General features: G+C 62.7%; 27 protein-coding genes and 1 pseudogene. 17 read left to right on the forward strand and 11 right to left on the reverse strand.

Going from position 1 to position 25,746, the window contains the following annotated elements; translation table 11 throughout:
- The first annotated feature begins 120 nt into the window (after window positions 1-120).
- From LQ249_RS01065 to LQ249_RS01075, 3 genes are all read left to right on the forward strand, one after another.
- Window positions 121-897 (forward strand): peptidoglycan-binding protein, encoded by a 777-nt coding sequence (locus tag LQ249_RS01065; protein WP_232566123.1) that lies wholly within the window; start codon window positions 121-123, stop codon window positions 895-897.
- 63 nt (window positions 898-960) lie between these two features.
- Window positions 961-2,055, forward strand: coding sequence for a DNA-processing protein DprA (dprA, locus tag LQ249_RS01070; RefSeq protein ID WP_057004927.1), 1,095 nt, complete (start codon window positions 961-963; stop codon window positions 2,053-2,055).
- Window positions 2,056-2,109: 54 nt separating this feature from the next.
- Entirely contained in the window at window positions 2,110-2,667 is a 558-nt protein-coding gene (locus tag LQ249_RS01075) for an L-threonylcarbamoyladenylate synthase (protein ID WP_017848970.1), read from the forward strand.
- 130 nt (window positions 2,668-2,797) lie between these two features.
- Here the strand turns inward: LQ249_RS01075 and LQ249_RS01080 are convergent, their stop codons facing one another.
- On the reverse strand, window positions 2,798-3,775 hold the full coding sequence (locus LQ249_RS01080) for an NADPH:quinone reductase (protein WP_057004928.1): 978 nt from the start codon (window positions 3,773-3,775) through the stop codon (window positions 2,798-2,800).
- Window positions 3,776-3,935: 160 nt separating this feature from the next.
- On the opposite strand from LQ249_RS01080, the gene hemF reads away from it, so the two are divergent.
- Both hemF and aroE read left to right on the forward strand, forming a co-directional pair.
- Entirely contained in the window at window positions 3,936-4,868 is a 933-nt protein-coding gene (hemF, locus tag LQ249_RS01085) for an oxygen-dependent coproporphyrinogen oxidase (RefSeq protein ID WP_017848972.1), read from the forward strand.
- Window positions 4,868-5,686 (forward strand): shikimate dehydrogenase, encoded by an 819-nt coding sequence (gene aroE / locus LQ249_RS01090; RefSeq protein ID WP_017848973.1) that lies wholly within the window; start codon window positions 4,868-4,870, stop codon window positions 5,684-5,686. The genes hemF and aroE overlap by 1 nt, the downstream gene beginning before the upstream one ends.
- Before the next feature lie 52 nt (window positions 5,687-5,738).
- Here the strand turns inward: aroE and LQ249_RS01095 are convergent, their stop codons facing one another.
- The 3 genes from LQ249_RS01095 to betC form a co-directional block, all read right to left on the reverse strand.
- On the reverse strand, window positions 5,739-7,307 hold the full coding sequence (locus LQ249_RS01095; protein ID WP_046381558.1) for a SulP family inorganic anion transporter: 1,569 nt from the start codon (window positions 7,305-7,307) through the stop codon (window positions 5,739-5,741).
- A 161-nt stretch (window positions 7,308-7,468) separates the two neighbouring features.
- Window positions 7,469-8,392, reverse strand: coding sequence for a choline ABC transporter substrate-binding protein (gene choX, locus LQ249_RS01100; RefSeq protein WP_232566124.1), 924 nt, complete (start codon window positions 8,390-8,392; stop codon window positions 7,469-7,471).
- Window positions 8,393-8,410: 18 nt separating this feature from the next.
- Window positions 8,411-9,922 carry a choline-sulfatase gene (gene betC, locus LQ249_RS01105; RefSeq protein ID WP_232566125.1) on the reverse strand — a complete coding sequence of 504 codons (1,512 nt, stop codon included), beginning with the start codon at window positions 9,920-9,922 and terminating at the stop codon, window positions 8,411-8,413.
- A gap of 103 nt (window positions 9,923-10,025) precedes the next feature.
- On the opposite strand from betC, the gene LQ249_RS01110 reads away from it, so the two are divergent.
- The 6 genes and pseudogenes from LQ249_RS01110 to LQ249_RS01135 all read left to right on the forward strand — a co-directional run bounded on the left by LQ249_RS01110 (window position 10,026) and on the right by LQ249_RS01135 (window position 15,491).
- Window positions 10,026-10,976 carry a choline sulfate utilization transcriptional regulator gene (locus tag LQ249_RS01110; RefSeq protein ID WP_017848977.1) on the forward strand — a complete coding sequence of 317 codons (951 nt, stop codon included), beginning with the start codon at window positions 10,026-10,028 and terminating at the stop codon, window positions 10,974-10,976.
- A 2-nt stretch (window positions 10,977-10,978) separates the two neighbouring features.
- Window positions 10,979-11,056: pseudogene (locus LQ249_RS01115) on the forward strand (DOPA 4,5-dioxygenase family protein); the annotation flags it as partial.
- Between the two features lie 176 nt (window positions 11,057-11,232).
- Window positions 11,233-12,192 carry a 2-dehydro-3-deoxygalactonokinase gene (locus tag LQ249_RS01120; protein ID WP_232566126.1) on the forward strand — a complete coding sequence of 320 codons (960 nt, stop codon included), beginning with the start codon at window positions 11,233-11,235 and terminating at the stop codon, window positions 12,190-12,192.
- A 1-nt stretch (window position 12,193) separates the two neighbouring features.
- Window positions 12,194-12,814, forward strand: coding sequence for a 2-dehydro-3-deoxy-6-phosphogalactonate aldolase (locus tag LQ249_RS01125; RefSeq protein WP_017848979.1), 621 nt, complete (start codon window positions 12,194-12,196; stop codon window positions 12,812-12,814).
- Between the two features lie 48 nt (window positions 12,815-12,862).
- The gene (dgoD, locus tag LQ249_RS01130) at window positions 12,863-14,011 is read left to right on the forward strand and encodes a galactonate dehydratase (protein WP_003170741.1); all 1,149 of its coding nucleotides are present in this window, start codon (window positions 12,863-12,865) and stop codon (window positions 14,009-14,011) included.
- A gap of 175 nt (window positions 14,012-14,186) precedes the next feature.
- Window positions 14,187-15,491: an MFS transporter gene (locus LQ249_RS01135; protein ID WP_046381554.1), complete on the forward strand. Its 1,305-nt coding sequence runs from the start codon at window positions 14,187-14,189 to the stop codon at window positions 15,489-15,491.
- 42 nt (window positions 15,492-15,533) lie between these two features.
- Here the strand turns inward: LQ249_RS01135 and LQ249_RS01140 are convergent, their stop codons facing one another.
- The 4 genes from LQ249_RS01140 to trpB all read right to left on the reverse strand — a co-directional run bounded on the left by LQ249_RS01140 (window position 15,534) and on the right by trpB (window position 19,981).
- Window positions 15,534-17,192 (reverse strand): BBE domain-containing protein, encoded by a 1,659-nt coding sequence (locus LQ249_RS01140; RefSeq protein ID WP_232566127.1) that lies wholly within the window; start codon window positions 17,190-17,192, stop codon window positions 15,534-15,536.
- A 174-nt stretch (window positions 17,193-17,366) separates the two neighbouring features.
- Complete coding sequence (locus tag LQ249_RS01145) at window positions 17,367-17,807, reverse strand: anti-virulence regulator CigR family protein (RefSeq protein WP_057004935.1); 441 nt, start codon at window positions 17,805-17,807, stop codon at window positions 17,367-17,369.
- Between the two features lie 137 nt (window positions 17,808-17,944).
- Window positions 17,945-18,754: a tryptophan synthase subunit alpha gene (gene trpA / locus LQ249_RS01150; RefSeq protein WP_046381551.1), complete on the reverse strand. Its 810-nt coding sequence runs from the start codon at window positions 18,752-18,754 to the stop codon at window positions 17,945-17,947.
- A complete protein-coding gene (trpB, locus tag LQ249_RS01155; protein WP_017848984.1) occupies window positions 18,755-19,981 on the reverse strand; it encodes a tryptophan synthase subunit beta in 1,227 nt (408 codons plus the stop codon).
- A 111-nt stretch (window positions 19,982-20,092) separates the two neighbouring features.
- Between trpB and LQ249_RS01160 the strand changes: the two genes are divergently transcribed.
- Window positions 20,093-20,989: a LysR family transcriptional regulator gene (locus tag LQ249_RS01160; RefSeq protein ID WP_017848985.1), complete on the forward strand. Its 897-nt coding sequence runs from the start codon at window positions 20,093-20,095 to the stop codon at window positions 20,987-20,989.
- 8 nt (window positions 20,990-20,997) lie between these two features.
- Here the strand turns inward: LQ249_RS01160 and LQ249_RS01165 are convergent, their stop codons facing one another.
- Window positions 20,998-21,324, reverse strand: a complete 327-nt coding sequence (locus tag LQ249_RS01165; protein WP_010565821.1) for a DUF883 family protein — start codon at window positions 21,322-21,324, stop codon at window positions 20,998-21,000.
- Between the two features lie 156 nt (window positions 21,325-21,480).
- Here LQ249_RS01165 and LQ249_RS01170 point away from each other — a divergent pair, with 156 nt between their 5' ends.
- Both LQ249_RS01170 and LQ249_RS01175 read left to right on the forward strand, forming a co-directional pair.
- Window positions 21,481-21,696: a dodecin gene (locus LQ249_RS01170; protein WP_017848986.1), complete on the forward strand. Its 216-nt coding sequence runs from the start codon at window positions 21,481-21,483 to the stop codon at window positions 21,694-21,696.
- Window positions 21,697-21,811: 115 nt separating this feature from the next.
- Entirely contained in the window at window positions 21,812-22,036 is a 225-nt protein-coding gene (locus tag LQ249_RS01175; protein ID WP_169881585.1) for a DUF1161 domain-containing protein, read from the forward strand.
- A gap of 61 nt (window positions 22,037-22,097) precedes the next feature.
- Here the strand turns inward: LQ249_RS01175 and LQ249_RS01180 are convergent, their stop codons facing one another.
- Complete coding sequence (locus LQ249_RS01180; protein WP_017848988.1) at window positions 22,098-23,099, reverse strand: LLM class flavin-dependent oxidoreductase; 1,002 nt, start codon at window positions 23,097-23,099, stop codon at window positions 22,098-22,100.
- Window positions 23,100-23,315: 216 nt separating this feature from the next.
- On the opposite strand from LQ249_RS01180, the gene LQ249_RS01185 reads away from it, so the two are divergent.
- Together LQ249_RS01185 and LQ249_RS01190 are read left to right on the forward strand one after the other, a co-directional pair.
- Window positions 23,316-23,747, forward strand: coding sequence for an OsmC family protein (locus LQ249_RS01185; protein ID WP_017848989.1), 432 nt, complete (start codon window positions 23,316-23,318; stop codon window positions 23,745-23,747).
- 142 nt (window positions 23,748-23,889) lie between these two features.
- Complete coding sequence (locus LQ249_RS01190) at window positions 23,890-24,129, forward strand: DUF1161 domain-containing protein (RefSeq protein WP_017848990.1); 240 nt, start codon at window positions 23,890-23,892, stop codon at window positions 24,127-24,129.
- Here LQ249_RS01190 and LQ249_RS01195 read toward each other — a convergent pair whose 3' ends face one another.
- Window positions 24,130-24,552 (reverse strand): PA0061/PA0062 family lipoprotein, encoded by a 423-nt coding sequence (locus LQ249_RS01195; RefSeq protein WP_017848991.1) that lies wholly within the window; start codon window positions 24,550-24,552, stop codon window positions 24,130-24,132.
- Window positions 24,553-24,662: 110 nt separating this feature from the next.
- Here LQ249_RS01195 and LQ249_RS01200 point away from each other — a divergent pair, with 110 nt between their 5' ends.
- Entirely contained in the window at window positions 24,663-25,706 is a 1,044-nt protein-coding gene (locus tag LQ249_RS01200; RefSeq protein WP_026140282.1) for an aminopeptidase, read from the forward strand.
- The last annotated feature ends 40 nt before the right edge of the window (window positions 25,707-25,746 follow it).

Genomic DNA, 25,746 nt, shown 5'->3' on the forward strand with positions numbered 1-25,746 from the left:
ACATGTGAGGTAAAGGCAAATCGGCGTAGGGATGGACCCGCACGGCCGGTGTGGAACGCTCGGAAGCCGCGAAGGCTATGGCGTTTCACGCGAACGTACATAATAAAGGAGATTCACCCCATGAGGAAATCGCTACTCGTCTTGCTGCTCTGGGCGCCGTTCGCCCAGGCCCTGCTTCCATCGCCCGGCCCGCGCCTGGATCAACCGACGCAACAGGCCATCCAGCGATTTTTGTTACACAATCGCATCCTCGATTCGCCCCTCGATCTCGATAACGCGCCCTACGTTGTCGCGGCAGAGGCCGGGCGCGTGCTGGGGGCCAATGGCGAGCGCGTGCATGCCCGCGGCGTCCTGGACCCGGCCCAGCCAAGCTATGGGATTTTCCGCCGAGGCAAGGTCTACACCGACCCCAAAACCCAGGAGTTACTGGGTATCCACGCCGACGACATCGGCACCGCGCACTGGGTGATGGCCGGCGACCTGACCACCCTTGCCGTACAACGGGTTACCCAGGAAGTGCGCCCCGGCGACCGCTTGCTGCGTGCCGAACCGCCGGTTGCGCTGGCCAGCCTGGAAGGCCCGCAGGCCGCGCCGTTTATCGAAGGGCGCATCATCGACGTGCCCAAGGGCGTGACGCAGATCGGCGTGCTGGATGCCGTGACCCTGAATAAAGGCCGCCGCGACGGCCTGGTCGACGGCCAACGGCTGAATGTGATCAAGAACGGCGCCACGGTACGCGACGCTCTCAGCGGCGCTCCGGTGAAGCTGGCCGATGAGTACGGCGGCATGCTGCTGGTGTTTCGCACCTACGAAAAACTCAGTTACGGCCTGGTCCTCAATGCCTCGCGGCCACTGGCGGTGATGGACCGTTTCGAGACGGCCCGTCAAACGCAATAAATAGGCTGCTAAATAAGTTACCAACAGAGTTATCCACAGCTTGTTCCGGTCAAGGATGATCAGATGTATCCGATAAACAGCAGTGAAATTTCCCCGGCAGAACTGGAAGCCCGGCTACGCTTGCACAGGCTGCCGGAACTGGGCCCGAAGCGTTTTCGCCGGTTGATCGACGCGTTCGGCTGCGCCTCGAAAGCGCTCAGCGCGCCGGCCAGCGCTTGGCGTTCGCTCGGCTTGCCCGCCGTCAGCGCCGAGGCCCGGCGCAGCCATGAAGTCCGCGAGGGCGCGAGTGTCGCATTGGCCTGGCTGGCGCGTCCGGCCCAGCATTTGCTGATGTGGGACCAGCCTGAGTACCCCGCACTGCTGGCCCAGATCGATGACGCACCGCCGTTGTTATTCGTTGCCGGCGACCCTGCGATCCTGGAAAAACCCCAGTTGGCCATGGTCGGCAGCCGTCGCGCATCGCGCCCCGGCATGGACACCGCCGCCGCCTTTTCCCGCAGCCTGGCGAGTGCTGGGTTTGTCATCACCAGCGGCCTGGCCCTGGGCATTGACGGCGCGGCGCATCAAGCGGCCCTGGAGGTCGGCGGGCAGACCATCGGCGTACTCGGCACCGGCCTGGAAAAGTTTTATCCACAGCGCCACCGACGCCTCGCGGCCGCGATGATTGCCCAGGGCAGCGCGGTGGTTTCCGAGTTTCCGCTGGACGCCGCGCCCCAGGCCGGCAATTTCCCCCGGCGCAACCGCATCATCAGTGGTCTGTCGCTGGGCGTGCTGGTGGTGGAAGCCGGCATCGCCAGCGGTTCGCTGATCACCGCGCGGCTCGCCGCCGAGCAAGGGCGCGAGGTATACGCGATTCCCGGCTCGATCCATCATCCCGCAGCCAAGGGTTGTCATCAGCTGATCCGCGACGGCGCGGTGTTGGTGGAAACCATCGAGCACATTCTTGAAGGCTTGCGCGGCTGGCAAGCGCTGCCGTGTCCGGTGCCGCTGCCGGCGACTCATCCACTGGTCGCACTGCTGCATGCGGCGCCCCACACCAGCGAAGCCCTGGCGATTGCCAGCGGGCGGCCGTTGTCCCAGGTGCTGGCGAGCCTCACTGAATTGGAGCTGGAAGGCCAGGTGATCTGCGAAAGCGGGCGTTGGCTCGCGCGCTGCTAGGTTTTGCAGGGAAGATCGGTAAACTGCGCAGAGCTTTAGTCCGGAGAGTGAGTAATGGTCAACAGGTGGCGTGTGCTGGAAGCCGCACGAGAAATTCGCGCAGGCGCGGTGATTGCCTATCCGACCGAGGCGGTCTGGGGCCTGGGCTGTGACCCGTGGAACGAAGCGGCGGTGGACCGGCTGCTGGCGATCAAGAACCGCTCGGTGGATAAGGGCCTGATCCTGGTCGCGGATACTATCCGCCAGTTCGATTTTCTCTTCGAAGACTTCCCGCAGGATTGGATCGACCGCATGGCCAGCACCTGGCCGGGGCCGAACACCTGGCTGGTGCCTCATCAGGACCTGTTGCCGGAATGGGTCACGGGGGAGCATGACACCGTGGCGCTGCGGGTCAGCGACCATCCGCTGGTGCGCGACTTGTGCTCATTGGTCGGGCCATTGATTTCCACCTCGGCCAACCCCCAGGGCCGCCCGGCCGCCCGCACGCGGATTCGCGTCGAGCAGTACTTCCGTGGCCAGGTCGATCTGGTGTTGGGTGGCGCCCTCGGTGGGCGCAAGAACCCGAGCCTGATTCGCGATCTGGTGACGGGTGAGGTTGTGCGGCCGTCCTGAGACCGCGGCGTGGCTATCGCGGGCAAGCCCGGCTCCTACATTCGATCGCTGTCCGTCATGACAACACGGTCAAATGTAGGAGCCGGGCTTGCCCGCGATGGCGCCCTTAGCCACGCCGAAATCCCAAGCCTTACGGCAACAGAATGGTCGACCCGGTCGTGCGCCGCGCCGACAGCTCGGTCTGTGCCTTGGCCGCTTCCGCCAGCGAGAAGCGCTGGTTGATATCGATGCGTACCTTGCCGCTCTGGATCATCGAGAACAGATCATCGGCCATGGCCTGCAAGTCCTTGGGGTTGCTGGCGTAGGTCGCCAGGGTCGGCCGGGTGACGTACAGCGAGCCCTTGGCCGCCAGAATCCCCAGGTTCACCCCGTCCACCGCGCCCGAGGCGTTACCGAAACTCACCACCAACCCCCGGGGCGCTGCGCAGTCCAGCGAGGTCAGCCAGGTGTCCTTGCCGACGCCGTCGTACACCACCGGGCATTTCTTGCCGTCGGTCAATTCCAGCACGCGCTGTGCGACGTTTTCCTTGCTGTAGTCGATGGTTGCCCAGGCGCCGTGGGATTTGGCCACGGCGGCTTTTTCCGGCGAACTGACCGTGCCGATCAGCTTCACGCCCAGGGCCTTGGCCCACTGGCAGGCCAGGGAGCCCACGCCACCGGCTGCGGCGTGGAACAGGATGGTTTCGCCGCCCTTCAACTCATAGGTCTGGCGCAGCAGGTATTGCACGGTCAGGCCCTTGAGCATCGCGCCGGCGGCTTGTTCGAAGCTGATGTCGTCCGGCAGGTGAACCAGGTTGGCTGCGGGCAACACGTGCAGTTCGCTGTAGGCACCCAATGGCCCACTGCCGTAGGCCACGCGGTCGCCGACCTTGAATTGGCTGACCTCGCTGCCCACGGCGTCGACCACACCGGCACCTTCGGCGCCCAGGCCCGACGGCAAGGCCGGCGGCGCGTACAAGCCGCTGCGATAGTAGGTGTCGATGAAGTTCAGGCCGATGGCCGCGTTGCGCACCCGAACCTGCTGTGGGCCAGGTTCTGCTGGCGTGTAGTCCACATACTCAAGCACCTCGGGGCCGCCATGGGCGCTGAACTGGATACGTTTGGCCATCTGCACTTCTCCTGGGTTCGAATTCGGGTAGCCCCCTATCGGACTCCTAAGCTTGATCTTCGTCAACTGCGACGGAGTTGAGTGCGGTGGTATCCTGTGCGCCCATTTGCCGCCGACGCCCAATGGCCTCGCGTAGCTTTGCCCGATTCAAGGTGATGCCATGACTACCCGCACCGAGGCTGTTAAAGCCTATCTGCTTGATCTGCAAGACCGTATTTGCAGCGCCCTGGAAACCTTCGAGACGGACACTCGCTTTATCGAAGACGCCTGGACCCGGCCAGCCGGCGGCGGCGGTCGCACCCGTGTGATTGAAAACGGTACGGTGATCGAAAAAGGCGGCGTCAACTTTTCCCACGTGTTTGGCAGCGGCCTGCCGCCGTCCGCCAGCGCGCATCGCCCCGAGCTGGCCGGGCGTGGGTTTGAAGCGCTGGGGGTGTCGCTGGTGATTCACCCGCACAACCCGCATGTACCGACTTCCCACGCCAACGTGCGCTTTTTCATCGCTGAAAAAGAAGGTGAAGAGCCGGTGTGGTGGTTCGGCGGCGGCTTCGACCTCACGCCCTATTACGCCAACGAAGAAGACTGCATCCACTGGCACCGCGTGGCCGAACAGGCCTGTGCGCCGTTCGGCGCCGACGTTTATGCGCGCTACAAGGCCTGGTGCGACACCTACTTCTACATCAAGCATCGCAACGAACCGCGCGGCATCGGCGGCCTGTTCTTCGATGACTTGAACGAGTGGGACTTCGACACCTGCTTCGCCTTCATCCGTGCCATCGGCGATGCGTACATCGACGCCTACCTGCCGATCGTGCAGCGCCGCAAGGCCCAGGCCTATACCGAACAGCAGCGCGAATTCCAGGAATTCCGCCGTGGTCGCTACGTTGAATTCAACCTGGTCTACGACCGTGGCACCTTGTTCGGCCTGCAGTCGGGCGGGCGTACCGAGTCGATCCTGATGTCGCTGCCGCCCCAGGTGCGCTGGAGCTACGACTGGAAAGCCGAGGCCGGCAGCGAAGAAGCGCGCCTCACCGACTACTTCCTGCAAGACCGCGACTGGCTCGGCGTGGCTGCGCCCAAGGCGGCGGTCTGATGGACCGTTATGTGGTGTTCGGCAACCCCATCGGCCACAGCAAGTCGCCGTTGATCCACCGCATGTTCGCCGAGCAGACCGGCGAGCAACTGGACTACAGCGCTCTGCTTGCGCCGCTCGAGGATTTCATCGGGTTTGCCCGTGAGTTTTTTCAACAAGGCCGTGGCGCCAACGTCACGGTGCCGTTCAAGGAAGACGCCTACCGCCTGGCCGACACCCTCACCGCACGCGCCGAGCGCGCCGGGGCGGTGAACACCCTGAGCAAGCTGGCCGATGGCAGCCTGCTGGGCGATAACACCGACGGCGCCGGCCTGGTGCGCGACCTGACGGTGAATGCCGGGCTGCACCTGCAAGGGCAACGCATCCTCTTGCTCGGCGCTGGCGGCGCAGTGCGCGGGGCGTTAGAGCCGTTGCTGGCCGAGCGGCCGGCGTCGCTGATCATCGCCAACCGCACCGTGGAAAAAGCCGAAATGCTCGCCGAGTTGTTCGACGATTTGGGCCCGGTGTCTGCCAGTGGTTTCGACTGGCTGTGTGAGCCGGTGGACGTGATCATCAATGCCACCTCCGCCAGCCTGTCAGGCGATGTACCGCCGATTGCAGGCAGCTTGATCGCGCCGGGCAAAACGTTTTGCTACGACATGATGTATGCCAAGGAACCGACCGCATTCTGCCGCTGGGCCACGGAACACGGCGCGGCGGTGGCGATGGATGGCCTGGGCATGCTGGTGGAGCAGGCGGCGGAAGCGTTCTTCCTGTGGCGCGGCGTGCGTCCGGATTCGGCGCCGGTGTTGGCCGAACTGCGCCGCCAATTGGCTTGAGGCAACTCGAAAGGTGGGAGGAGCAAGCCCCCTCCCACCTGTTTGACCGCATTCAGTCTTCGAAATGGATGGGGCAATTGTCGGCGCCTTCCAGCTTTTTCAACTCCTCGACGACCTGCGGCCTGGCCCGGCGCAAGGTCAGGCTACGGCCCATCGCCCTTAATCGCCGCGCTTCCTGGTGCAGCATCTCCACCCCGGAATAGTCGATAAAGTTGATCTGCTGCGCTTCGATTACCACCCGCTCACTCTGCAGGCTTTGCAGGCGAACCTGCAGGTAATGGCTGGCGCCGAAAAAGATCGAGCCACCGACCCGCAACACCTCTTCCTCGCCGTCGCGCCATTGCTGAACCCGCGGCTGCGAGGTGCGCTTGAGGTAGAAAAACAGTGAGGCCAGCACTCCGGCGTAAATCGCGGTTTGCAGCTCCAGCAGCAACGTGGCGATGCAGGTCAGGCTCATCACCACAAACTCGGCGCGACTGACCCGGAACAACGCGCGAATGCCCCGATGATCCACCAGGCCCCAACTGATCAGCAGGATGCTCGCGGCCATGCTCGGGATCGGTATATGTGCGATCAGCGCTGCACCAAACAGTGCGAACAATGCCACCCACAGGGCGGAAAACACCCCCGCCAGCGGCGAGCAGGCGCCTGCTTCGTAGCTGAGGCCGGAGCGCGTAAAGGAACCGGCCGACAGGTAGCCGGAGAAAAATCCGCCGACGATATTGGACAAACCCTGCGCTCGAACTTCCTGGTTGGCGTCGAGCAATTGCTGTGAGCGCGCCGCCAGCGAGCGCGCGATCGACAGGCTGGTCACCAGCCCGAGCATACCCACCGCCACGGCGCTGGGCAGCAGGCGCAAGAGCATGTCCAGGTCCAGCGGCAACGGGCTGAATGGCGGCAGCTTGCCGATAAACGCACTGACCAGCGCCACCTGCCCGAATATCGCCGGCCACAGCCAGGCGGCCAGGCTGCCCAGCGCCAGCGTGATCAACAGCGTCGGCCAGCGCGGCAGCAGGTACTTGAGCAGCGCGCCCGCCAGCAAGGTGCCGAGCCCCAGGGCGAGTGAGGCGCGGTCCCACTCGCCGCCGTGCTCGATCAGTGTCATCAGACTGTTGATCGCCGTGGCCTGGCTCGGCAAATCCAGGCCCAACAGGTTGGGCAGTTGGCCGAGGGCAATCACCACGGCGGCGCCGAGGGTGAACCCCAGCACCACCGAATGGGAGATGAAATTCACCAGCGCGCCGAAGCGCAGCAGGCCGAGCAACCACTGGAACACCCCGGCGAGGAAGGTCAGCAGCAGGATCAAGGTGATGTAGTCCTGTGAACCCGGCACGGCCAGGGGGCTGACGCTGGCGTAGAGCACGATGGAAATCGCCGCCGTGGGGCCGCAGATCAGGTGCCAGGACGAACCCCAGAGGCACGCGATCAGCACCGGGATGATCGCGGCGTACAGGCCGTATTCCGGTGGGAGACCGGCGATGAGCGCGTAGGCAATCGACTGCGGCAAGGCCAGCACCGCGCCGCTGAGGCCGACGATCACGTCCCGGCCGACGCTGGCGCGGGTTTGGCGCGGCAGCCAACTGAGGAAGGGGAAGAGTGTGTGGCGGTTGGGCCGGGGCATCGCAAACTCGGGCTGAAAGGTTTGGCTCAGGGTATCAGTACACACCAGCTTTTTGTGGGAGGGGGCTTGCCCCCGATAGCGGCGAACCAGCCGCCGAAGATGTCGACTGACACTCACCTATCGGGAGCAAGCCCCCTCCCACATTTGGATAGTGGTGGGCTTTAGAGCTTGGCTTTTACGGCCGCCAATGCATCCTGGCCGTCCACGGTTTTCACGCCGTCGAGCCACTGCTCCAGTACCGCCGGGTTGGCCTTGATCCACGCCTTCGCCGCATCCGCGTTGCTGACCTTGTTGTTGACCACCGCGGCCATGATGCTGTTCTCCATCGCTTGGGTGAAACTCAGGTTGGTCAGCAGTTTTCCTACGTTCGGGCAGGCTTGTGCATAACCCTTGCGCGTCAGGGTATACACGCTGCCGGTGTCGCCGAAGTACTTCTCGCCGCCCTTGAGGTAATGCATTTTCAACTGCACATTCATCGGGTGCGGGGTCCAGCCGAGGAAGGTGATGAAGCGCTGTTTCTTCACCGCCCGTGAGACTTCGGCGAGCATCGCCTGTTCGCTGGACTCGATCAGCTTCCATTGGCCCAGGTCGAAGTCGTTCTTCTTGATGATCTCCTGCAGCGAGAGGTTTGCCGGCGCGCCGGAGCCGATGCCGTAGATCTTCTTGTCGAACTTGTCGGCGAATGAGTTGAGGTCGGCAAAGTCATGCACCCCGGCGTCCCACACATAGTCCGGCACAGCCAGGGTGAATTCGGTGCCGTTGAGGTTTTTCGCCAACTGCACCACATCGCCGTTGGCCACGAATTTGTCGTAGAAACCTTGCTGCGCCGGCATCCAGTTACCCAGGAACACATCCACCTGGCCGTCCTTGAGCCCGCCGAAGGTGATCGGCACCGCCAGGGTGTCGACCTTGGGCTTGTAACCCATGCCCGTCAGCAGAAAACCGGCGACGGCATTGGTGGCGGCAATATCACTCCAGCCGGGATCGGCCATCCTCACCGTCTCACAACCGGCGTCTGCATACACGGTGGCGCTGCTCAACGCCGCCATGCCCATTACGCCCAGCACCACAGTCAATTTTTGCATGGCCTTCCCTCTGTTTTATTAGTTTTGGCAGGGTTGTGGATAACGTGCCTTGCGCTCCAGGTCGTCGAGGTCGATATGGTTGCGCATGTATTGCTGACTGGCGTCCACCAGCGGCTGGTGATCCCAGCTCTTCAGCTTGCCCTGGGTCAGCGCCTGGTAGACCAGGCGGCGACGGCGTTGACTGGCGAGCACCTGCTGGTGGATCGCCGGGATGTCCCATTTGGCCCGCGCCTCAAGCAGAAAGGCGGCAAACAGCGCCCGATGCTGCGGCGATTGGCTGAGTTCTTCCTGCTCGCGCGGGTCGTTGTGTATGTCGAACAGTAGGCAGGGGTCGTCTTCGCTGTAGATGAATTTGTAGGCGCCACGGCGAATCATCATCAGCGGGCTGAGGGTGCCTTCGGCCATGTATTCGCCGAATACTTCGTCGTGCCCGCCCTGCCCTTGCAGGTGCGGGACCAGCGAGCGGCCGTCCATGGGCAAGAACGGTTCGAGTTCGCCGCCGGCCAGTTCCACCAAGGTCGGCAACAGGTCGGCGGTGGAGACCGCCTGGGTCACACGGCCCGCCGCGAACTGCCCCGGCGCGCTGATCAGCAGCGGCACGCGGGCGGCCATTTCGAACCAGTGCATTTTGTACCAGAGGCCGCGCTCGCCGAGCATGTCGCCATGGTCGCCGGAGAAAATGATCAGGGTGTCGTCGGCCAGGCCGGTGTCTTCCAGGGTCTGCAGCAGCTTGCCGACATTGCTGTCGATGTAACTGCAGGCACCGAAGTAGGCGCGGCGCGCATCGCGGATCTTGTCCACTGGCAGCGGCTTGTCCCACAGGTCGTAGACCTTGAGCAGGCGCTGGGAGTGCGGGTCGAGATCGCCCTGGGCCGGGGTTGTGGGCAACGGGATGTCGCTGTCGTCGTACAGATCCCAGAATGGTTTAGGAATGGTGTACGGGTCGTGGGGATGGGTCATCGACACGGTGAGGCAGAACGGCTGGTCGCCGCCCTCGCGAATGTGGTCGAACAGGTACTGCTGGGCCTTGAACACCACCTCTTCGTCGAAATCCAGTTGGTTGGTCCGCACGCACGGCCCGGCTTGCAGCACCGAGGACATGTTGTGGTACCAGGTGGGGCGCACGTCCGGCTCATCCCAGTTCACCGCCCAGCCATAGTCGGCGGGGTAGATGTCGCTGGTCAGGCGCTCTTCGTAACCGTGCAACTGGTCTGGCCCGCAGAAATGCATCTTGCCCGACAGCGCGGTGCGGTAGCCAAGACGACGCAGGTAGTGGGCATACGTCGGCACATCGGCGGGGAAATCTGCCGCGTTGTCGTAAGCGCCGATCTTGCTCGGCAACTGGCCGCTGACCAGGGTAAAGCGCGACGGCGCGCACAGCGGGCTGTTGCAGTAGGCGGCGTCGAACACCACGCCTTGTGCGGCGAGGCGACTGAGGTTCGGCAACTTGATCGGGGAAGGTCCGTAGAACGGCAGCATCGGCGCGGCCATTTGATCGGCCATGATGAAAAGAATGTTCTTGCGCTTCATGGGTCTTCGGCATTCCATAGGCGGTGTTTATGCGAATGAGCATGCAGCCCATGGAAAATGGGGTAAAGCCCATGAAATGCAATGTCTAGGATAAGTACAGCTTATGTATAAAGCCTTCGGCGACGTATCCCTCGATTTGCTCCGGGCGTTCGAAGCGGCGGCGCGCCACCGCAGTTTTACCGCTGCGGCGATGGAGCTGGGCACCACCCAACCGGCCATCAGCCAGCAGATCAAGCGCCTCGAAGAGCAATTGGCGATCCGCCTGTTTGATCGCATCTACCGTGGCATCGAGCTGACCGACGCCGGCGCGCTGCTGTTCGAACATGTCCAGGGCGGTTTGCAGACCATCAACCAGGGCCTGAGCGCGATCACCCAGCAGGACCAGCACGAAGTGCTGCAAGTGGCCACCGACTTCGCCTTCGCCGCCTACTGGCTGATGCCGCGCCTGCATCGCTTCCATGCGGCCAACCCCCAGGTCGACGTCAGCCTGGTGACCAGCGAGCGCAATCACGCCACGTTGCGCAGCGATATCGACGTGGCGGTGCTGTTTGGCGACGGCCGTTTCAAGCAGGGCGACAGCCTGTGGCTGTTCAATGAGGAAGTGTTCCCGGTGTGCAGTCCGCAATGGCTCAAGGACCAGGCCACGCCGCTGACCGTGCAGACCTTGCCCGACTGCCCCTTGCTGCACCTGCGCCAGGAACACACCAGCCAGTGGTTCGACTGGAGCGGCGTGTTCCGCGAACTGGGCATTACCAGCACGCCGACCCCCGGCCAACTGCGCTTCGATAACTACACCCTGTTGATCCAGGCGGCGATTGCCGGCCAGGGCGTGGCCATCGGCTGGCGCCACTTGGTGGACAACCTGCTGGAACAGAAATGGCTGTGCCGGCCGATCAGCGACACGGTGATCTCACGCTTCGGCTACTACGTGGTGCAGCCGCAGCGCAAACGGCGGGGGCAGTTGGTCGAGCGGTTCGTCGACTGGCTGGTGGCGGAGCAGGCGCGCAGTGCACAGTCGCTGACCGGGCTGGCCCTGCCGTCGATTGCCGTCTAGGGGGCGACGACCTGAAGGACCACACCGAGTACGCGATCTGGATGGGTGCGATACGCGAACTGAATCTGTCGGTTTTTTAACCTCTCTTATCAGATAAAGCCTGGCCGTTCCCGCAGTAAAAGGCGGAGTGGTTGTAGGATTTATCTCGATTAATTCCAATATGTGGGATTGATATTTATATATTGAGATATCGCCGAGCATAGGTTTATATTCGCCCATCTGCTTTTTTCAGCACCCACTCATTTCAGGTGAAGCGATGCCGGCGCAATTGATCGCGCTCGATTGGGGAACCAGTTCCCTTCGTGCTTATAAACTCGGCCCCGCAGGCGTGGTGCTGGAACAACGTGCGTTGGCGTCGGGGATCATGCACCTGCCCAGCCAGCCCCGGGAGATTGCCGGCGTTTGCTGCAGCGATGGCTTCGAGTTGGCGTTCGACGCGGCCTGTGGCGATTGGCTCGACGCGCAACCGGGCTTGCCGGTGATCGCCTGCGGCATGGTCGGCAGCGCCCAGGGCTGGAGCGAAGCGGCCTACCGCAACACCCCGGTCGACGTCGCCAGCCTCGGCCAAGCGTTGCACCGCGTGCGCAGTGTGCGCGGCGTCGATGTGCATATCGTGCCCGGCGTGATCGAGCAGGTCGGCTTGCCCAACGTGATGCGCGGCGAAGAAACCCAGGTACTCGGCGTGCTGCAAGGCCTTGGCGCCGAGGTCTTGATCGGCCTGCCCGGCAGCCATTCCAAATGGGTCGAGGTGGTCGATGGCTGTATCACCCATTTCGACACCTTCATGACCGGCGAGCTGTTCGCGGTGCTGAGCAAGCACAGCCTGCTCGGGCGCACCCAACAACCCGCCGAACGCTTCCAGGCGGCGGCTTTCGACCGCGGCGTGCGCGTGGCGCTGTCGGCAGACGGCCAGCGCGGCGTGCTGTCGACGCTGTTCAGCGCACGCACCCTGGGCTTGACCGGCGAACTTGCCCCGGACCAGCAGCCCGACTACCTCTCCGGCCTGTTGATCGGCCATGAACTCGCCGGCTTGCCCGGTGCCGCCAAACATAAGCCGATCATCCTGGTCGGCGCCGCACCGCTCTGTACACGTTACCAGCGTGCCCTCGGCCTCTGCGGCTTCGCCCACGTCAGCCTGGCGCAAGAGGCCAGCGAACGCGGCCTCTGGCAGTTGGCCCAGGCCGCCGGGCTCATTCAACCAGCAATGGAGGCCTGACATGCTCAAGCAAGCACTCACGCAAAACGGTTTGATCGCGATCCTGCGCGGCGTGCGCCCGGACGAAGCCGAGGCAATTGGCCAGGTGCTGTACCGCGCCGGTTTTCGCGTGATCGAAGTCCCGCTCAATTCGCCGGACCCTTACACCAGCATCCGCACCCTGCGTGACAGCCTGCCCGCCGATTGCCTGATCGGCGCCGGCACGGTGTTGACGCCGGCGCAGGTCGAGCAGGTCAAGGCCGCCGGTGGCCAGGTGATCGTGATGCCCCACAGCGATGCCAAGGTCTTGCGTGCCGCGAAAGCCGCCGGCCTGTACCTGTCGCCAGGTGTGGCCACCCCGACCGAGGCGTTCGCCGCGCTGGCCGAAGGCGCCGACGTATTGAAACTGTTCCCCGCCGAGCAAATGGGCCCGGCGGTGATCAAGGCGTGGCTGGCGGTGTTGCCGGCGGGCACGCTGTTGCTGCCGGTCGGCGGCGTGAGCCCGGCCAACATGCAGGTGTATTTCGACGCCGGCGCCAGAGGCTTCGGCCTGGGGTCCGGATTGTTCAAGCCGGGCATGTCCGTGGCCGAGGTGGCGAGCAGTGCCCAGGCGTATGTCGCGGCCTGGAACGCCTTGAACTGATCGCAAGCTTGGCGCCTTGGGCGCTGCATCGACAAGAGAGATAAGAAGATGAAAATCACCAAACTGACTACCTTCATCGTCCCACCGCGCTGGTGCTTCCTCAAAGTGGAGACCGACCAGGGCGTCACCGGCTGGGGCGAACCCGTGGTCGAAGGCCGCGCCCACACGGTGGCGGCTGCGGTCGAGGAACTGTCCGACTACCTGATCGGCAAAGACCCACGCAATATCGAAGACATCTGGACCGTGCTCTATCGCGGCGGTTTCTATCGCGGCGGCGCCGTGCATATGAGCGCGCTGGCCGGCATCGACCAGGCGCTGTGGGACATCAAGGGCAAGGCCCTGGGCGTGTCGGTCAGCGACCTGCTGGGCGGCCAGGTACGTGACAAGATTCGCGTGTATTCGTGGATCGGCGGCGATCGCCCCGCCGACACCGCCCGCGCCGCCAAAGAGGCCGTGGCCCGTGGCTTCACTGCGGTAAAAATGAACGGCACGGAAGAATTGCAGTTCGTCGACAGCTTCGAAAAAGTCGACCTGGCGCTGGCCAACGTCGCCGCCGTGCGCGATGCCGTCGGCCCCAACGTGGGCATCGGCGTCGACTTCCATGGCCGCGTACACAAGCCCATGGCCAAGGTGCTGATGAAAGAGCTGGACCCGTACAAACTGATGTTCATCGAAGAGCCGGTACTCAGCGAAAACTACGAAGCGCTGAAAGAACTCGCACCGCTGACCAGCACCCCGATTGCCCTGGGCGAGCGCCTGTTCTCGCGCTGGGACTTCAAACGCGTGCTCAGCGAAGGCTACGTCGACATCATCCAGCCGGACGCTTCCCACGCTGGCGGTATCACCGAAACCCGCAAGATCGCCAACATGGCCGAAGCCTACGACGTGGCCCTGGCGCTGCACTGCCCGCTGGGCCCGATCGCGCTGGCCGCCTGCCTGCAGCTGGACGCGGTCTGCTACAACGCGTTTATCCAGGAGCAAAGCCTGGGCATTCACTACAACGAGAGCAACGACCTGCTCGACTACGTGCGCGACCCGGGCGTGTTCGACTATGACCAGGGCTTCGTGAAGATCCCCAACGGGCCGGGCCTGGGCATCGAGATCAACGAGGAATACGTGATCGAACGCGCGGCCATCGGCCATCGCTGGCGCAACCCGATCTGGCGCCATGCCGACGGCAGTTTTGCCGAGTGGTGATGTCTGCCTGAAAAAATGTGGCAAAAAATGTGGGAGGGGGTTTGCCCCCGATAGCTGAGTGTCAGTCGACATCTTCGGCGGCTGGTTCACCGCTATCGGGGGCAAGCCCCCTCCCACATTTGAGCTGGTTTGGTCAGTAAGTCCGTCCTCAATAAACATAAGAAGAGACAACCCCATGCACCCTGAATCCCTCACCGGGCAGGCTTCTTTAGTCACGCCTAGCAGAAAGCGCTACTTCATCATGGTGCTGCTGTTTATCACCGTGGTGATCAACTACCTCGACCGCAGCAACCTGTCGATCGCGGCCCCGGCCCTGACCAGTGACCTGGGCATCGACCCGGTGCATGTCGGGCTGATTTTCTCGGCGTTCGGCTGGACCTACGCCGCCATGCAAATCCCCGGCGGCTGGCTGGTCGACCGGGTGCCGCCGCGCATCCTCTACACCGTGGCCCTGCTGCTGTGGTCCATCGCCACTGTGATGCTCGGTTTTGCGGCCAGCTTCATCGCGCTGTTTGTCCTGCGCATGGCGGTGGGCGCCCTGGAAGCGCCGGCCTATCCGATCAACAGCCGCGTGGTCACCACGTGGTTCCCCGAGCGTGAGCGCGCCACGGCGATTGGCTTCTACACCTCCGGCCAGTTCGTCGGGCTGGCGTTTCTCACCCCGGTGCTGGCCTGGTTACAGCACCACTACGGCTGGCACATGGTGTTTGTCACCACCGGCGGCGTCGGCATCCTCTGGGCGCTGATCTGGTACGCGGTGTACCGCGAGCCGAAGGACTTCAAAGGCGCCAACGCCGCTGAAATCGAACTGATCCGTGCCGGCGGCGGGCTGGTGGACATGCAGGCGCAAACCACCAAGGCACCGTTCAGTTGGGTCGACCTGGGCATCGTGCTGAGCAAGCGCAAACTCTGGGGCATCTACCTGGGGCAGTTCTGCCTGAACTCCACGCTGTGGTTCTTCCTGACATGGTTCCCGACCTATCTGGTGAAATATCGCGGGATGGACTTCATCAAATCCGGCCTGCTCGCTTCCCTGCCCTTCCTCGCGGCGTTTGTCGGCGTGCTGTGCTCCGGGATTTTTTCCGACTGGTTGATTCGCCGCGGCGCATCAGTGGGCTTTGCGCGCAAGTTGCCGATCATCGGCGGGCTGTTGATTTCCACCGCGATCATTGGCGCCAACTACGTGGATTCGACGGCCTGGGTGATTGCGTTCCTGGCAGTGGCGTTCTTCGGCAATGGCCTGGCGTCGATCACCTGGTCGCTGGTGTCGACCTTGGCACCCGCTCGCTTGCTCGGCTTGACCGGTGGCGTGTTCAACTTCATCGGCAACCTGGCGGCGATTGCCACGCCGATCGTGATTGGCTTCCTGGCCAGCGGCGATTCGTTCGCACCGGCAATCACCTATATCGCAGTGCTGGCGTTGCTCGGGGCGCTTTCCTACATCTTGTTGGTGGGCAAGGTCGAACGGATCGAGTTGTAAAAAAAAACGGGCGACCTTGGGGTCGCCCGTTTTTTTTGCGGCTTACGGCACCGACATTTCGTTGCGGAATATATTCAGCGGGTCCCAGCGCTGCTTGGTAAGCCGCAGCCGGCTTTCGATGATCAGGTCGGGGAAGAAAACCGTGTACCACTGGGGGTTCTTGGCGTTCGCCGGGTTGCCGCCGAGGTGCGTCATGTCGAGGTCGGGGTAATTGATGTAGCAGCCCTCGAACTCTGCGTTGAGCGGCACGCCTTGATCGTTGGCGAAGGCGTTGAAAAACAGCCCCTGAATCCAATCGGCATGTGCCTGGTCGGTGGTGGCACTGGCATCGCGCCAATAACACTGCGGTTGCCACTTGAGGAAAGAGCCGCGCTGGGCCGCGGATGATTCGCGCCGCACCGCCGGATCTGGCTGGTTGATGCGCCCGCCGAACGACTGGATCTGTATGAGGCTTTGGGTCAACACGTTCGCCGGGTCGGGCCAGGTCAGTGTGGTCCAGATCGCGGATAACACCTGCGGCGTGAAAATGCCTTTCTGATAGGCCGACTTATAGCGCCCGCGCTGGTTGTCGCCGGAGCCGTTGAGGGTTTGCTGGCACGGCAGCCAGTCGAGACGGCGCACGACGGCCTGCGCCGTGCTCAAGGAGTTGATGACACGCCCGGTGGGGTTGCTTCGCGGCAGGTGGATCACGTGAAACGGTGTCACCGATTCGCTGGCGGCAATGCCGATGGCGTCCAGCATCGTCGTGACAAAATCGTTGAAGGGCGCCTGATCGTTCAACTCGCCGTCTTTGTCCACGTAGTGAATGCCCAGCGTGACGTTGCCGGTGTGCTGGTGGCGCATTTCCAGCTTGGTCGCCAGGCCCCAGGTGTCCGGGTTGGCCTGATGTTGGGCGAACCAGGCTTGATAGGCCACCAGCAATCGCTCGAGCGCCGGTTTGGTCAGCATCGCCCAGTCCCATTCCAGTACCAGCCAAAGCACCTCCTTGGGGGCGTCCGGCAGGTCCTTGAAGTAATAACTGGTGATGATCCCGAACTGCCCGCCGCCGGCACCGCAGCACGCGGCAAACAGGTCCAGTTCGTCCGGGTCGGTGCTCTCCCGGCAGACATGCAGCGCTGTCAGGCCGTTGCCCTGGGCGTTGGGCACCAGAATATCGACACCGGACAGCCAGTCGCACACCAGGCCGTGTTTGCGCGAGAGCAAGCCGTAGCCGCCACCGCAGATGTGCCCGCCCAGGCCCACCGAATAACACGAACCCCCGGGCAGGGTCTTGTTGGCCAACGTGTACAGTGCGACGTAGGCGTCCCAGTTCTGCCCGCCGGCCTCCAGGCGAAAGCGGTAGCGATAGGGCAAGGTCGGTATCAACTGGGAGTGCAGTTGGCCGTCGGCATCGTAGTCCAGTTGCTTCATTTGCCCGATATCCAGAATCGCCAATACCTCATTGGGGTTGTCGGGCATCTTGTTGGCGACGAAACCTTCGTAACAGTGGCCGCCGCTGCGCACGGTAATCCGGCCATTGGCAACGGCCAGGGCCTGCGCCGCGGCGTCGATGATGTCCTGGGGGCTGTAACAGAGGTAAATCAGGTTGGCGCCGTTGGGCGAGGATTGGCCCTGCACGTTGCCCAACGGCCAGCGCAGGTTGAAGCCTTTTTGCAAGGTGGCGTGACGGCGGTCCGATTCGGTGATGAGATCAAATGCCATGATGTACTCCATAGAGCCAAGAATGACTTCTGATGCGGCTAACTTAACGACCGGGAGCGCAAGAAATACCGGGGCTTGCTGAGGTGGTTAGACGGCAATAGGCATGAAGTGCGTTAAGGGGGAACGAACGGTTCGCCCCTTAAGCCTAGCGGAAGAAATCGCGGAACCGTGGCGTCAGTTCAACACGCCTTCCAGAATCTCATAGACGATGCCGGTGCCCACTGCGATCAGCACCACGTCCGGGCCCGAACGGCGCCATTCGTAACCCTCGTAGTACGGCAGGCGCGCCAGGGCGCGGTTGTCGAGGCGTTCGCCATAGTAGCCGTGGGGCAGCGGCCGGCCACGGACCAGGCGCACATTCGGCGGCGGTGGCGCGCCACGGCCGAATTGGCCGTGGTTGTCGTGGATGATCTGGCGCACCGGGCCGAAGTCCTGGGGCGGGCCGCCGCGATGGTTGTCCTGCGGGCCGCGATGGTCGTCGCCACGTTGCTCGTGCTGGTCTTGTGGGCCGCCACGGTCGTCACCGCGCTGGTCAGGCGGCGCGGCTTGCACCAGGGCGCTGGCGGCAAGCACCAGGACGCCACAACCAGCAATCACGGATTTGCGCATTTTCATCGGGAATTCCTCGGGGCACACATACAAAAAAAGGGATTGCGAACACGGTTCGAAATCCCTTGGTCTTGTTGTTTAGGCCACGGTGTTGCCAGTTGATTCCTGTGTATCAGGAACTTTACCTACCGCATACGAGGCGCTTACTTACGTGCGTTACGGACACCTTCCGACAGCGCCGCGCACAGGCTCAGCACGCCGTCGATGGCTTGCTGGTCGTTGCTGGCGTTGGCGATGTGATCGATCAGCGCCGAACCCACCACCACACCATCTGCCAAGCGCGCGATGGCGGCCGCTTGTTCCGGCGTGCGGATACCGAAACCGATGCTGATCGGCAGGTCGGTATGGCGACGCAGGCGGGCCACGGCTTCTTCGACATGTTCCAGGGTGGCGGCACCGGCACCGGTCACACCGGCCACCGACACGTAGTACACAAAGCCCGAGCTGCCGTTGAGCACGGTCGGCAGGCGCACGTCGTCGGTGGTCGGCGTGGTCAGGCGGATAAAGTCGATGCCTGCCGCCTGGGCCGGGTCGCACAGCTCGCCGTTATGTTCGGGCGGCAGGTCGACCACGATCAGGCCGTCGACCCCGGCTTGCTTGGCGTCGGCAATAAAGGCCGGCACGCCGTATTTGTGGATCGGGTTGAAGTAACCCATCAGCACCAGCGGGGTGTCGCTGTTGTCCTTGCGGAACTCGCGCACCATCTGCAGGGTTTTCGCCAGGTTTTGCTTGGCGCTCAGCGCGCGGATGTTGGCCAGTTGAATGGCCGGGCCGTCGGCCATCGGGTCGGTGAAGGGCATGCCCAGCTCGATCACGTCGGCACCGGCAGCGGGCAAGCCCTTGAGGATCGCCAGCGAGGTGTCGTAACCGGGGTCGCCGGCGGTGACGAAGGTCACCAGGGCGGCGCGGTTTTGTTGCTTGAGTTGCGCAAAGCGGGTTTGCAGGCGGCTCATTTAGTGTTTCTCCTGCTGGGACTGTTCCATGTGGTGCATCACGGTCTGCATGTCTTTGTCGCCACGGCCGGACAGGTTGACCACCATCAGGTGTTCCTTCGGCAGGGTCGGCGCGCGTTTGAACACTTCGGCCAGGGCGTGGGCGCTTTCCAGTGCAGGAATAATCCCTTCCAGGCGGCAGCATTTGTGAAAGGCGTCGAGCGCTTCGTGGTCGGTCACCGAGGTGTACTGGACGCGGCCGATATCGTGCAACCAGGCGTGCTCAGGGCCGATGCCGGGGTAGTCGAGGCCGGCGGAAATCGAGTGGGCGTCGATGATCTGGCCATCGTCGTCCTGCAGCAGGAAGGTGCGGTTGCCGTGCAGTACGCCCGGTACGCCGCCGTTGAGGCTGGCGGCGTGCTTGCCGGTTTCGATGCCAAAGCCTGCGGCTTCGACGCCGATGATCTCGACGCTGCTGTCATCCAGGAACGGGTGGAACAGGCCCATGGCGTTGGACCCTCCGCCGATGCACGCCACCAGGCTGTCCGGCAGACGGCCTTCCTGGGCTTGCAGCTGGGTGCGGGTTTCCTTGCCGATCACGGACTGGAAGTCGCGCACCATCGCAGGATAAGGGTGCGGGCCGGCAACGGTGCCGATCAGGTAGAACGTGTCGTCGACGTTGGTCACCCAGTCGCGCAGAGCTTCGTTCATCGCGTCTTTGAGGGTGCCGGTGCCGGCGACCACCGGGATCACTTCAGCGCCCAGCAGCTTCATGCGAAATACGTTGGCCTGTTGGCGCTCGATGTCAGTGGTGCCCATGTAGATCACGCATTGCAGGCCGAAACGCGCGGCCACGGTGGCGGTGGCCACACCGTGCATGCCGGCGCCGGTCTCGGCGATGATGCGTTTCTTGCCCATGCGCCGCGCCAGCAGGATCTGGCCGATGCAGTTGTTGATCTTGTGCGCGCCGGTGTGGTTCAGCTCTTCGCGCTTGAGGTAAATCTTGGCGCCGCCGCAGAACTCCGTCAGGCGTTCAGCGAAATACAGCGGGCTTGGTCGACCGACGTAGTCGCGCTGGAAGTAGGCTAATTCCTCGTTGAACGCAGGATCAATCTTGGCCGCTTCGTACTCGCGGGCCAGGTCGAGGATCAACGGCATCAGGGTTTCGGCGACGTAGCGGCCGCCGAATGCGCCGAACAGGCCGTTGGCGTCAGGGCCGTTGCGTAGATCGGTCTGGGACTGAGTCATGGGACGCTCCAGGAAAAGAATTCGGGTGGGAAGCAATGACGCTCACTCTACCCCTGACGCTCAGGGCTGAAAACCGATAAGATCGCTGCAACCTGTCAGGAAAACTCACAGATGAGCCGAGACCTCCCGCCCCTTAACGCCCTGCGCGCCTTCGAAGCTACGGCCCGCCTCAACAGCGTGAGCCAGGCGGCTGAGCAGTTGCACGTCACCCATGGCGCCGTGAGCCGCCAACTTAAAGTGCTGGAAGAACATTTGGGGGTCAGCCTGTTCGTCAAGGAAGGGCGCGGCCTCAAACTCACAGATGCCGGCGTGCGTCTGCGCGATGCGAGTGCCGAGGCGTTCGAGCGGTTAAGGGAGGTGTGCGCGCAAATTACCCAAAGCAGCGCCGATGCACCGTTCGTCCTCGGCTGTTCGGGCAGTTTGCTGGCGCGCTGGTTCATTCCGCGCCTGGGCCGCTTGAATGCCGACCTGCCCGATCTGCGCTTGCACCTGTCGGCGGGTGAAGGTGATCTGGACCCGCGCCGTCCCGGCCTGGATGCCCTGCTGTTGTTCGCCGAACCGCCGTGGCCGGCGGATATGCAGGTGTACGAGCTGGCCAGCGAACGCATCGGCCCGGTCATGAGCCCGCGTTTCGCCGGTTACGAACGCCTGCGCGACGCCCCGGCCACGGCGCTGTGCGGCGAAGCGCTGTTGCACACCACGTCTCGCCCGCAGGCCTGGCCCAGCTGGGCGCAGCAACACGGGATCGAACCCGGTGCGTTAAAACTCGGCCAGGGGTTTGAGCATTTGTATTACTTGCTGGAAGCGGCGGTTGCGGGGCTGGGTGTGGCGATCGCGCCGGAGCCGCTGGTGGCGGAGGACGTGCGCGCCGGTCGCCTGGTGGCGCCGTGGGGTTTCACGCAAACCCCGGCGCACCTGGCGTTGTGGCTACCCAAGCGCGCCGCGGACGGGCGCGCTCGGCAATTGGCGCAATGGCTCAAGGCTGAGCTGTCGCGCCAGCCGGTATAGCCGGCAGATCAGTTACCGCGTTTGCACAAAAGGTAAGCCGCCAGCAGGCCCAGCGCGCCAACGGCAACGCCGGCGGTAGTCCATGGGTGTTCTTGTGCGTAGTCCCGGGTCGCCACGCCGGTTTCGCGGATTTTGACTTTGCTTTCTTCGTAGGCGTCGCTGATCAGGTGACGAGAATGCTTGAGCGCGTTCTCGGCATTGCTTTTCAGGGCCTTCAGAGTCTTGAGCGACTCATCGGATGCGTCGTCCTTGAGGCTCTCTAGGGACTTGAGCAGGCTCGAAATCTCGGCTTCCATGCTTTCCAGCGACGCTTTGCGTAAAGAGGTGTTGGCCATGTGGACTCTCCTGAAGTGATTAGGTGGCGTGTGTAGATACCGACTACGGCCATTTCAGAAAGTGCAGTAAATCTGAACTTTCGAGTAGGAACGGTCGCCAGAAGCAGTATGAGCTTTGACTGCTAGGCTTTATTGACGACCCTCAGGAGAAACGCCATGTCTGATCATCACACTTACAAGAAAGTCGAATTGGTGGGTTCGTCCACCACCAGCATCGAAGAGGCGATCAACAACGCCCTGGCTGAAGCCAGCAAGAGCATCAAGCATTTGGAGTGGTTCGAGGTGACCGAAACCCGTGGCCATATCAAGGACGGCAAGGCTGCGCACTTCCAGGTTACGTTGAAGGTGGGGTTCCGAATTGCCAGTAGTTGATCGAAACCGTTGAACTTGCCGGCTGGCCGATTGCCATAACCTGCGCTACAACCAATGGGGGCCGATGCGACCAGCGTCGGCACGCTCGTTTCGATCAGCGCAAGGGAAGTGACGGATGAAGAAGTTCTTGTTAGCAGTAGGTTTGTTGAGCATGGCGGGCACCGTGCTGGCGGCGGGCAAGCCGTGTGAAGAGCTGAAAAGCGAAATTGCCGCGAAAATCGACGCCAAGGGTGCTTCGGGTTATTCGCTGGACGTGGTGGCTAAAGGCGCTGCGGCTGACGGCAAGGTGGTTGGCACCTGTGAAGGCGGCACCAAGGAAATCGTCTACAAGCGCGGTTAATCGCGCGTTGCAGACATAAAAAACCGACGCGCGCGCGTCGGTTTTTTTTCGCCTGCCAGATTTAGCCCTTCATCAACTGCGCGAGCAGTTCGTAGGAATGAATCCGGTCGGCGTGTTCGTACAGGTCGCAGGTAAAGATCAGCTCGTCGGCGCCGGTCTGTTCGACCAGTACTTCCAGTTTGGCGCGGATCTTCGCCGGGCTGCCGACCATCGCCAGGCCGAGGAAGCTGCCCACCGCGTCTTTTTCATGGGGCAGCCACAGGCCGTCCATGCTTTCCACCGGCGGACGCTGCACCAGGCTCTGCCCGCGCATCAGCGCCAGGATGCGTTGGTAGACGGAAGTGGCCAGGTAATCGGCCTGTTCGTCGGTATCCGCCGCGACCAACGGAAGGCCGAGCATTACGTAAGGCTTGTCCAGAACGGCCGAAGGCTTGAAGTGATTGCGGTACACACGAATCGCCTCATGCATCAAGCGCGGTGCGAAATGCGAGGCAAAGGCGTAGGGCAAGCCGCGCTCCCCCGCCAACTGTGCGCTGAACAGGCTGGACCCGAGCAGCCACACCGGGACGTTGGTGCCGGTGCCGGGAACCGCGATCACCCGCTGGTCGGGCGTGCGCGGGCCGAGGTAGGCCATCAATTCGGCCACGTCTTCGGGGAAGTCGTCGGCGCTGCCGGAGCGCTCACGGCGCAGGGCGCGGGCGGTCATCTGGTCGGAACCGGGCGCACGGCCCAGGCCCAGGTCGATCCGGCCGGGGTACAGGCTTTCCAGGGTGCCGAATTGTTCGGCGATCACCAGCGGTGCATGGTTGGGCAGCATCACGCCGCCGGAGCCGACGCGGATGGTCGAAGTGCCGCCGGCCAGGTAACCGAGCAATACCGAGGTGGCCGAGCTGGCGATGCCGTCCATGTTGTGGTGTTCCGCCACCCAGAAGCGGTTGTAGCCAAACTTTTCCACATGCTGGGCCAGGTCCAGGGAATTGCGCAACGACTGCGCGGCGCTGCCGTTGGCCCGCACGGGCACCAGGTCGAGGGTCGAGAACTTCACGTCGGACAGCGATTTCATAAGCCTGCTTCTCCAATAAGGGCGCAGGTTTCTTAGACGAACCAAAACCTGCCGCTTCATGTGCATGTTCTATGCAATGAGGGCATATACCCGAGATTCAATAGGTCGTGCGAAATTTCCTACTTTGTTGCTAGGTTTCTCTTACAAGTGAACTTTGCCAAAGCATCTATCCTCAGAACCCTTACTGACGCAAAACCATCGTTTGAGGAGACTGCTATGAGTATCGTTAAAAAAGCATCCGCGCATTGGGAAGGTGATCTGAAGACAGGCCTGGGTTCCATCTCCACGGAAACCGGCGTGCTGCGCGAAGCGCCCTACGGCTTCAAGGCCCGTTTCGAGGGCGGCAAGGGCACCAACCCTGAAGAGTTGATCGGTGCGGCCCACGCTGGCTGTTTCTCCATGGCGTTTTCCATGATTCTCGGCGACGCCGGGCTCAAGGCTGACAGCATCGACACCCAGGCCGAAGTGACCCTGGACCAGGTCGACGGTGGTTTTGCGATCACCGCTGTACACCTGATCCTCAACGCCAAGATTCCCGGCGCGAGCCAGGCGCAGTTCGATGAGCTGAGCAAAAAGGCCAAGGAAGGGTGCCCGGTGTCCAAGGTGCTGAACGCGAAAATCAGCCTGGACGCCACCCTCGTCGACTGACACAGCCTTAGGTGAGAGGGGGCTTGCTCCCTCCCACATTCAGTTGTGCGTTAAATCAGAACTCGTGTTTCCCCGATGTGGTCCTATAGCCTATGCAGCCATAGGCGCACATTCGTGCGCGTGCATTCAGGGAGCTTCACACATGAAACGTTTTGTCTTGGCGATCATCTGCGGTGTATTGGCCACATCGGCTGTGGCCGCGCCCAAAGACTGCGAAGAACTCAGGAAAGAGATCGAAGTGAAGATCCAGGCCAAGGCGATTCCGTCCTACACCCTGGAAATCGTCAGCAAGGAAGAAGCCGACAAGCACGATGTCGCCATGGTCGTAGGCACGTGTGAGAACGGTACCAAGGCAATCATCTACCAGAAGAACAATGACTGATCAGATGCAGTTCACGCTGCGCTCCTGCGCCAATAACTGACGCGCGGCGTTGTACAGCCGGATATTCGGTGTGTAGGACAACGAGCGCCCCTCCAGGCGATAACGCTGGCCTGCCTCGAAGTGGTCGTACTGCAAGGTCATGAAACAGGTCCGGTCCTGGGTCTGCGACAACCCGCCAAAGCTGCCGCCGGTCGGCACTTCGAAATCAAACCGCACCATCAACTCGTGACTGCCCGGCGGGACCTGGAAGAAGCGCCCGTCGTTGAGGTTTTTCCCATCCAGACGTTGGGCCATCACCAGCTTGGCCCCCGGTGTCGGGGTGGCGAAATCGACCCAGGCCTGTTGCGCGTCCATCGGCGGGATGGGTGGTAAAGCACAGGCGCTGAGCAACAGGGCGGCGATGGGAAGCACTAGCTGGCGCATGGCGGGCACTCAACACAAGGAGAGCCTTGAGTATAAACGCGCTACGCCATGGAAAAACGCCGGGCAGTCACGATAGGCTGGCGAGCCAATTACCCAGGAGCAGTCGCGGCATGATCAGGCGTTTTCTTCCAGGGTTGTGGTGGGTGCTGCTCAGCGGTTGTTCCAGCGTCGATTACTACGGCCAATTGGCCAGCGGCCAGTGGCAGTTGCTGCAGGCTCGGGAGCCGGTGGCCAAGGTGATTGCCGACCCGGCGCGGCCGCAACAGTTACGTGAGCACTTGGTGCAATCGCAAAAGGCGCGCACGTTCGCCAGCGAGCAGTTGCACCTGCCTGACAATCAGAGTTACCGGTTGTACGCCGATATTGGCCGGCCTTATGTGGTCTGGAATGTTTTTGCCACGCAGGAATTTTCCTTGTCGGCGCAAAATCACTGCTTTCCCATCGCTGGCTGTGTCGCCTATCGCGGTTATTACAGCCAGGGCGCGGCGCGGGGTGAGGCGGCGTTGCTCAAGCAACAAGGCATGGACGTGTCGATTGGCGGCGTCGAGGCCTATTCCACCTTGGGTTGGTTCAATGACCCGATCATGAGTTCGATGCTGGGCTGGGGCGATGAGCGCCTGGCCACGTTGATCTTTCACGAACTGGCGCACCAGCGCTTTTACGTGAAGGACGACACCGAGTTCAACGAGTCCTTTGCCACGTTCGTCGAGCAGGAAGGCACGCGCCAATGGCGCGCCGCCCGGGGCCTGGCGCCGATCGGCAGCGCGGCGCTGCAGCAGCGTGACCAATTTACCCAGTTGGTCCTCGATACTCGCAAACGTCTGGAAACACTCTACGCCCAGCCCTTGGCGGCCGATGCGATGCGGCGGGCCAAGGCGGCTGAATTCGAGCGTTTGCGCAGCGACTACCGGCGGGTGCGGGACAGTCAGTGGGGCGGCGACAAGCGTTATGACGCCTGGATGAACCTGCCGATGAACAATGCGCGGCTTTTACCGTTCGGGCTGTATGACCAGTGGGTGCCGGCGTTTGCGGCGTTGTTCCGGCAGGAAGGCGGGGATTGGCTGAAGTTCTATGCGGCAGTGGAGCGGATGGGCCAACTGCCGGTGGCGCAGCGTAAGGCGGCGTTGAGGCAGTTGGAAGGTGTTGGCCGGTAGGGCCTCATCGGGAGCAAGCCCCCTCCCACATTTGGCCTGC

Source organism: Pseudomonas sp. 7-41 (genome assembly GCF_021233075.1).
In the GTDB taxonomy this organism is placed as follows: domain Bacteria; phylum Pseudomonadota; class Gammaproteobacteria; order Pseudomonadales; family Pseudomonadaceae; genus Aquipseudomonas; species Aquipseudomonas veronii.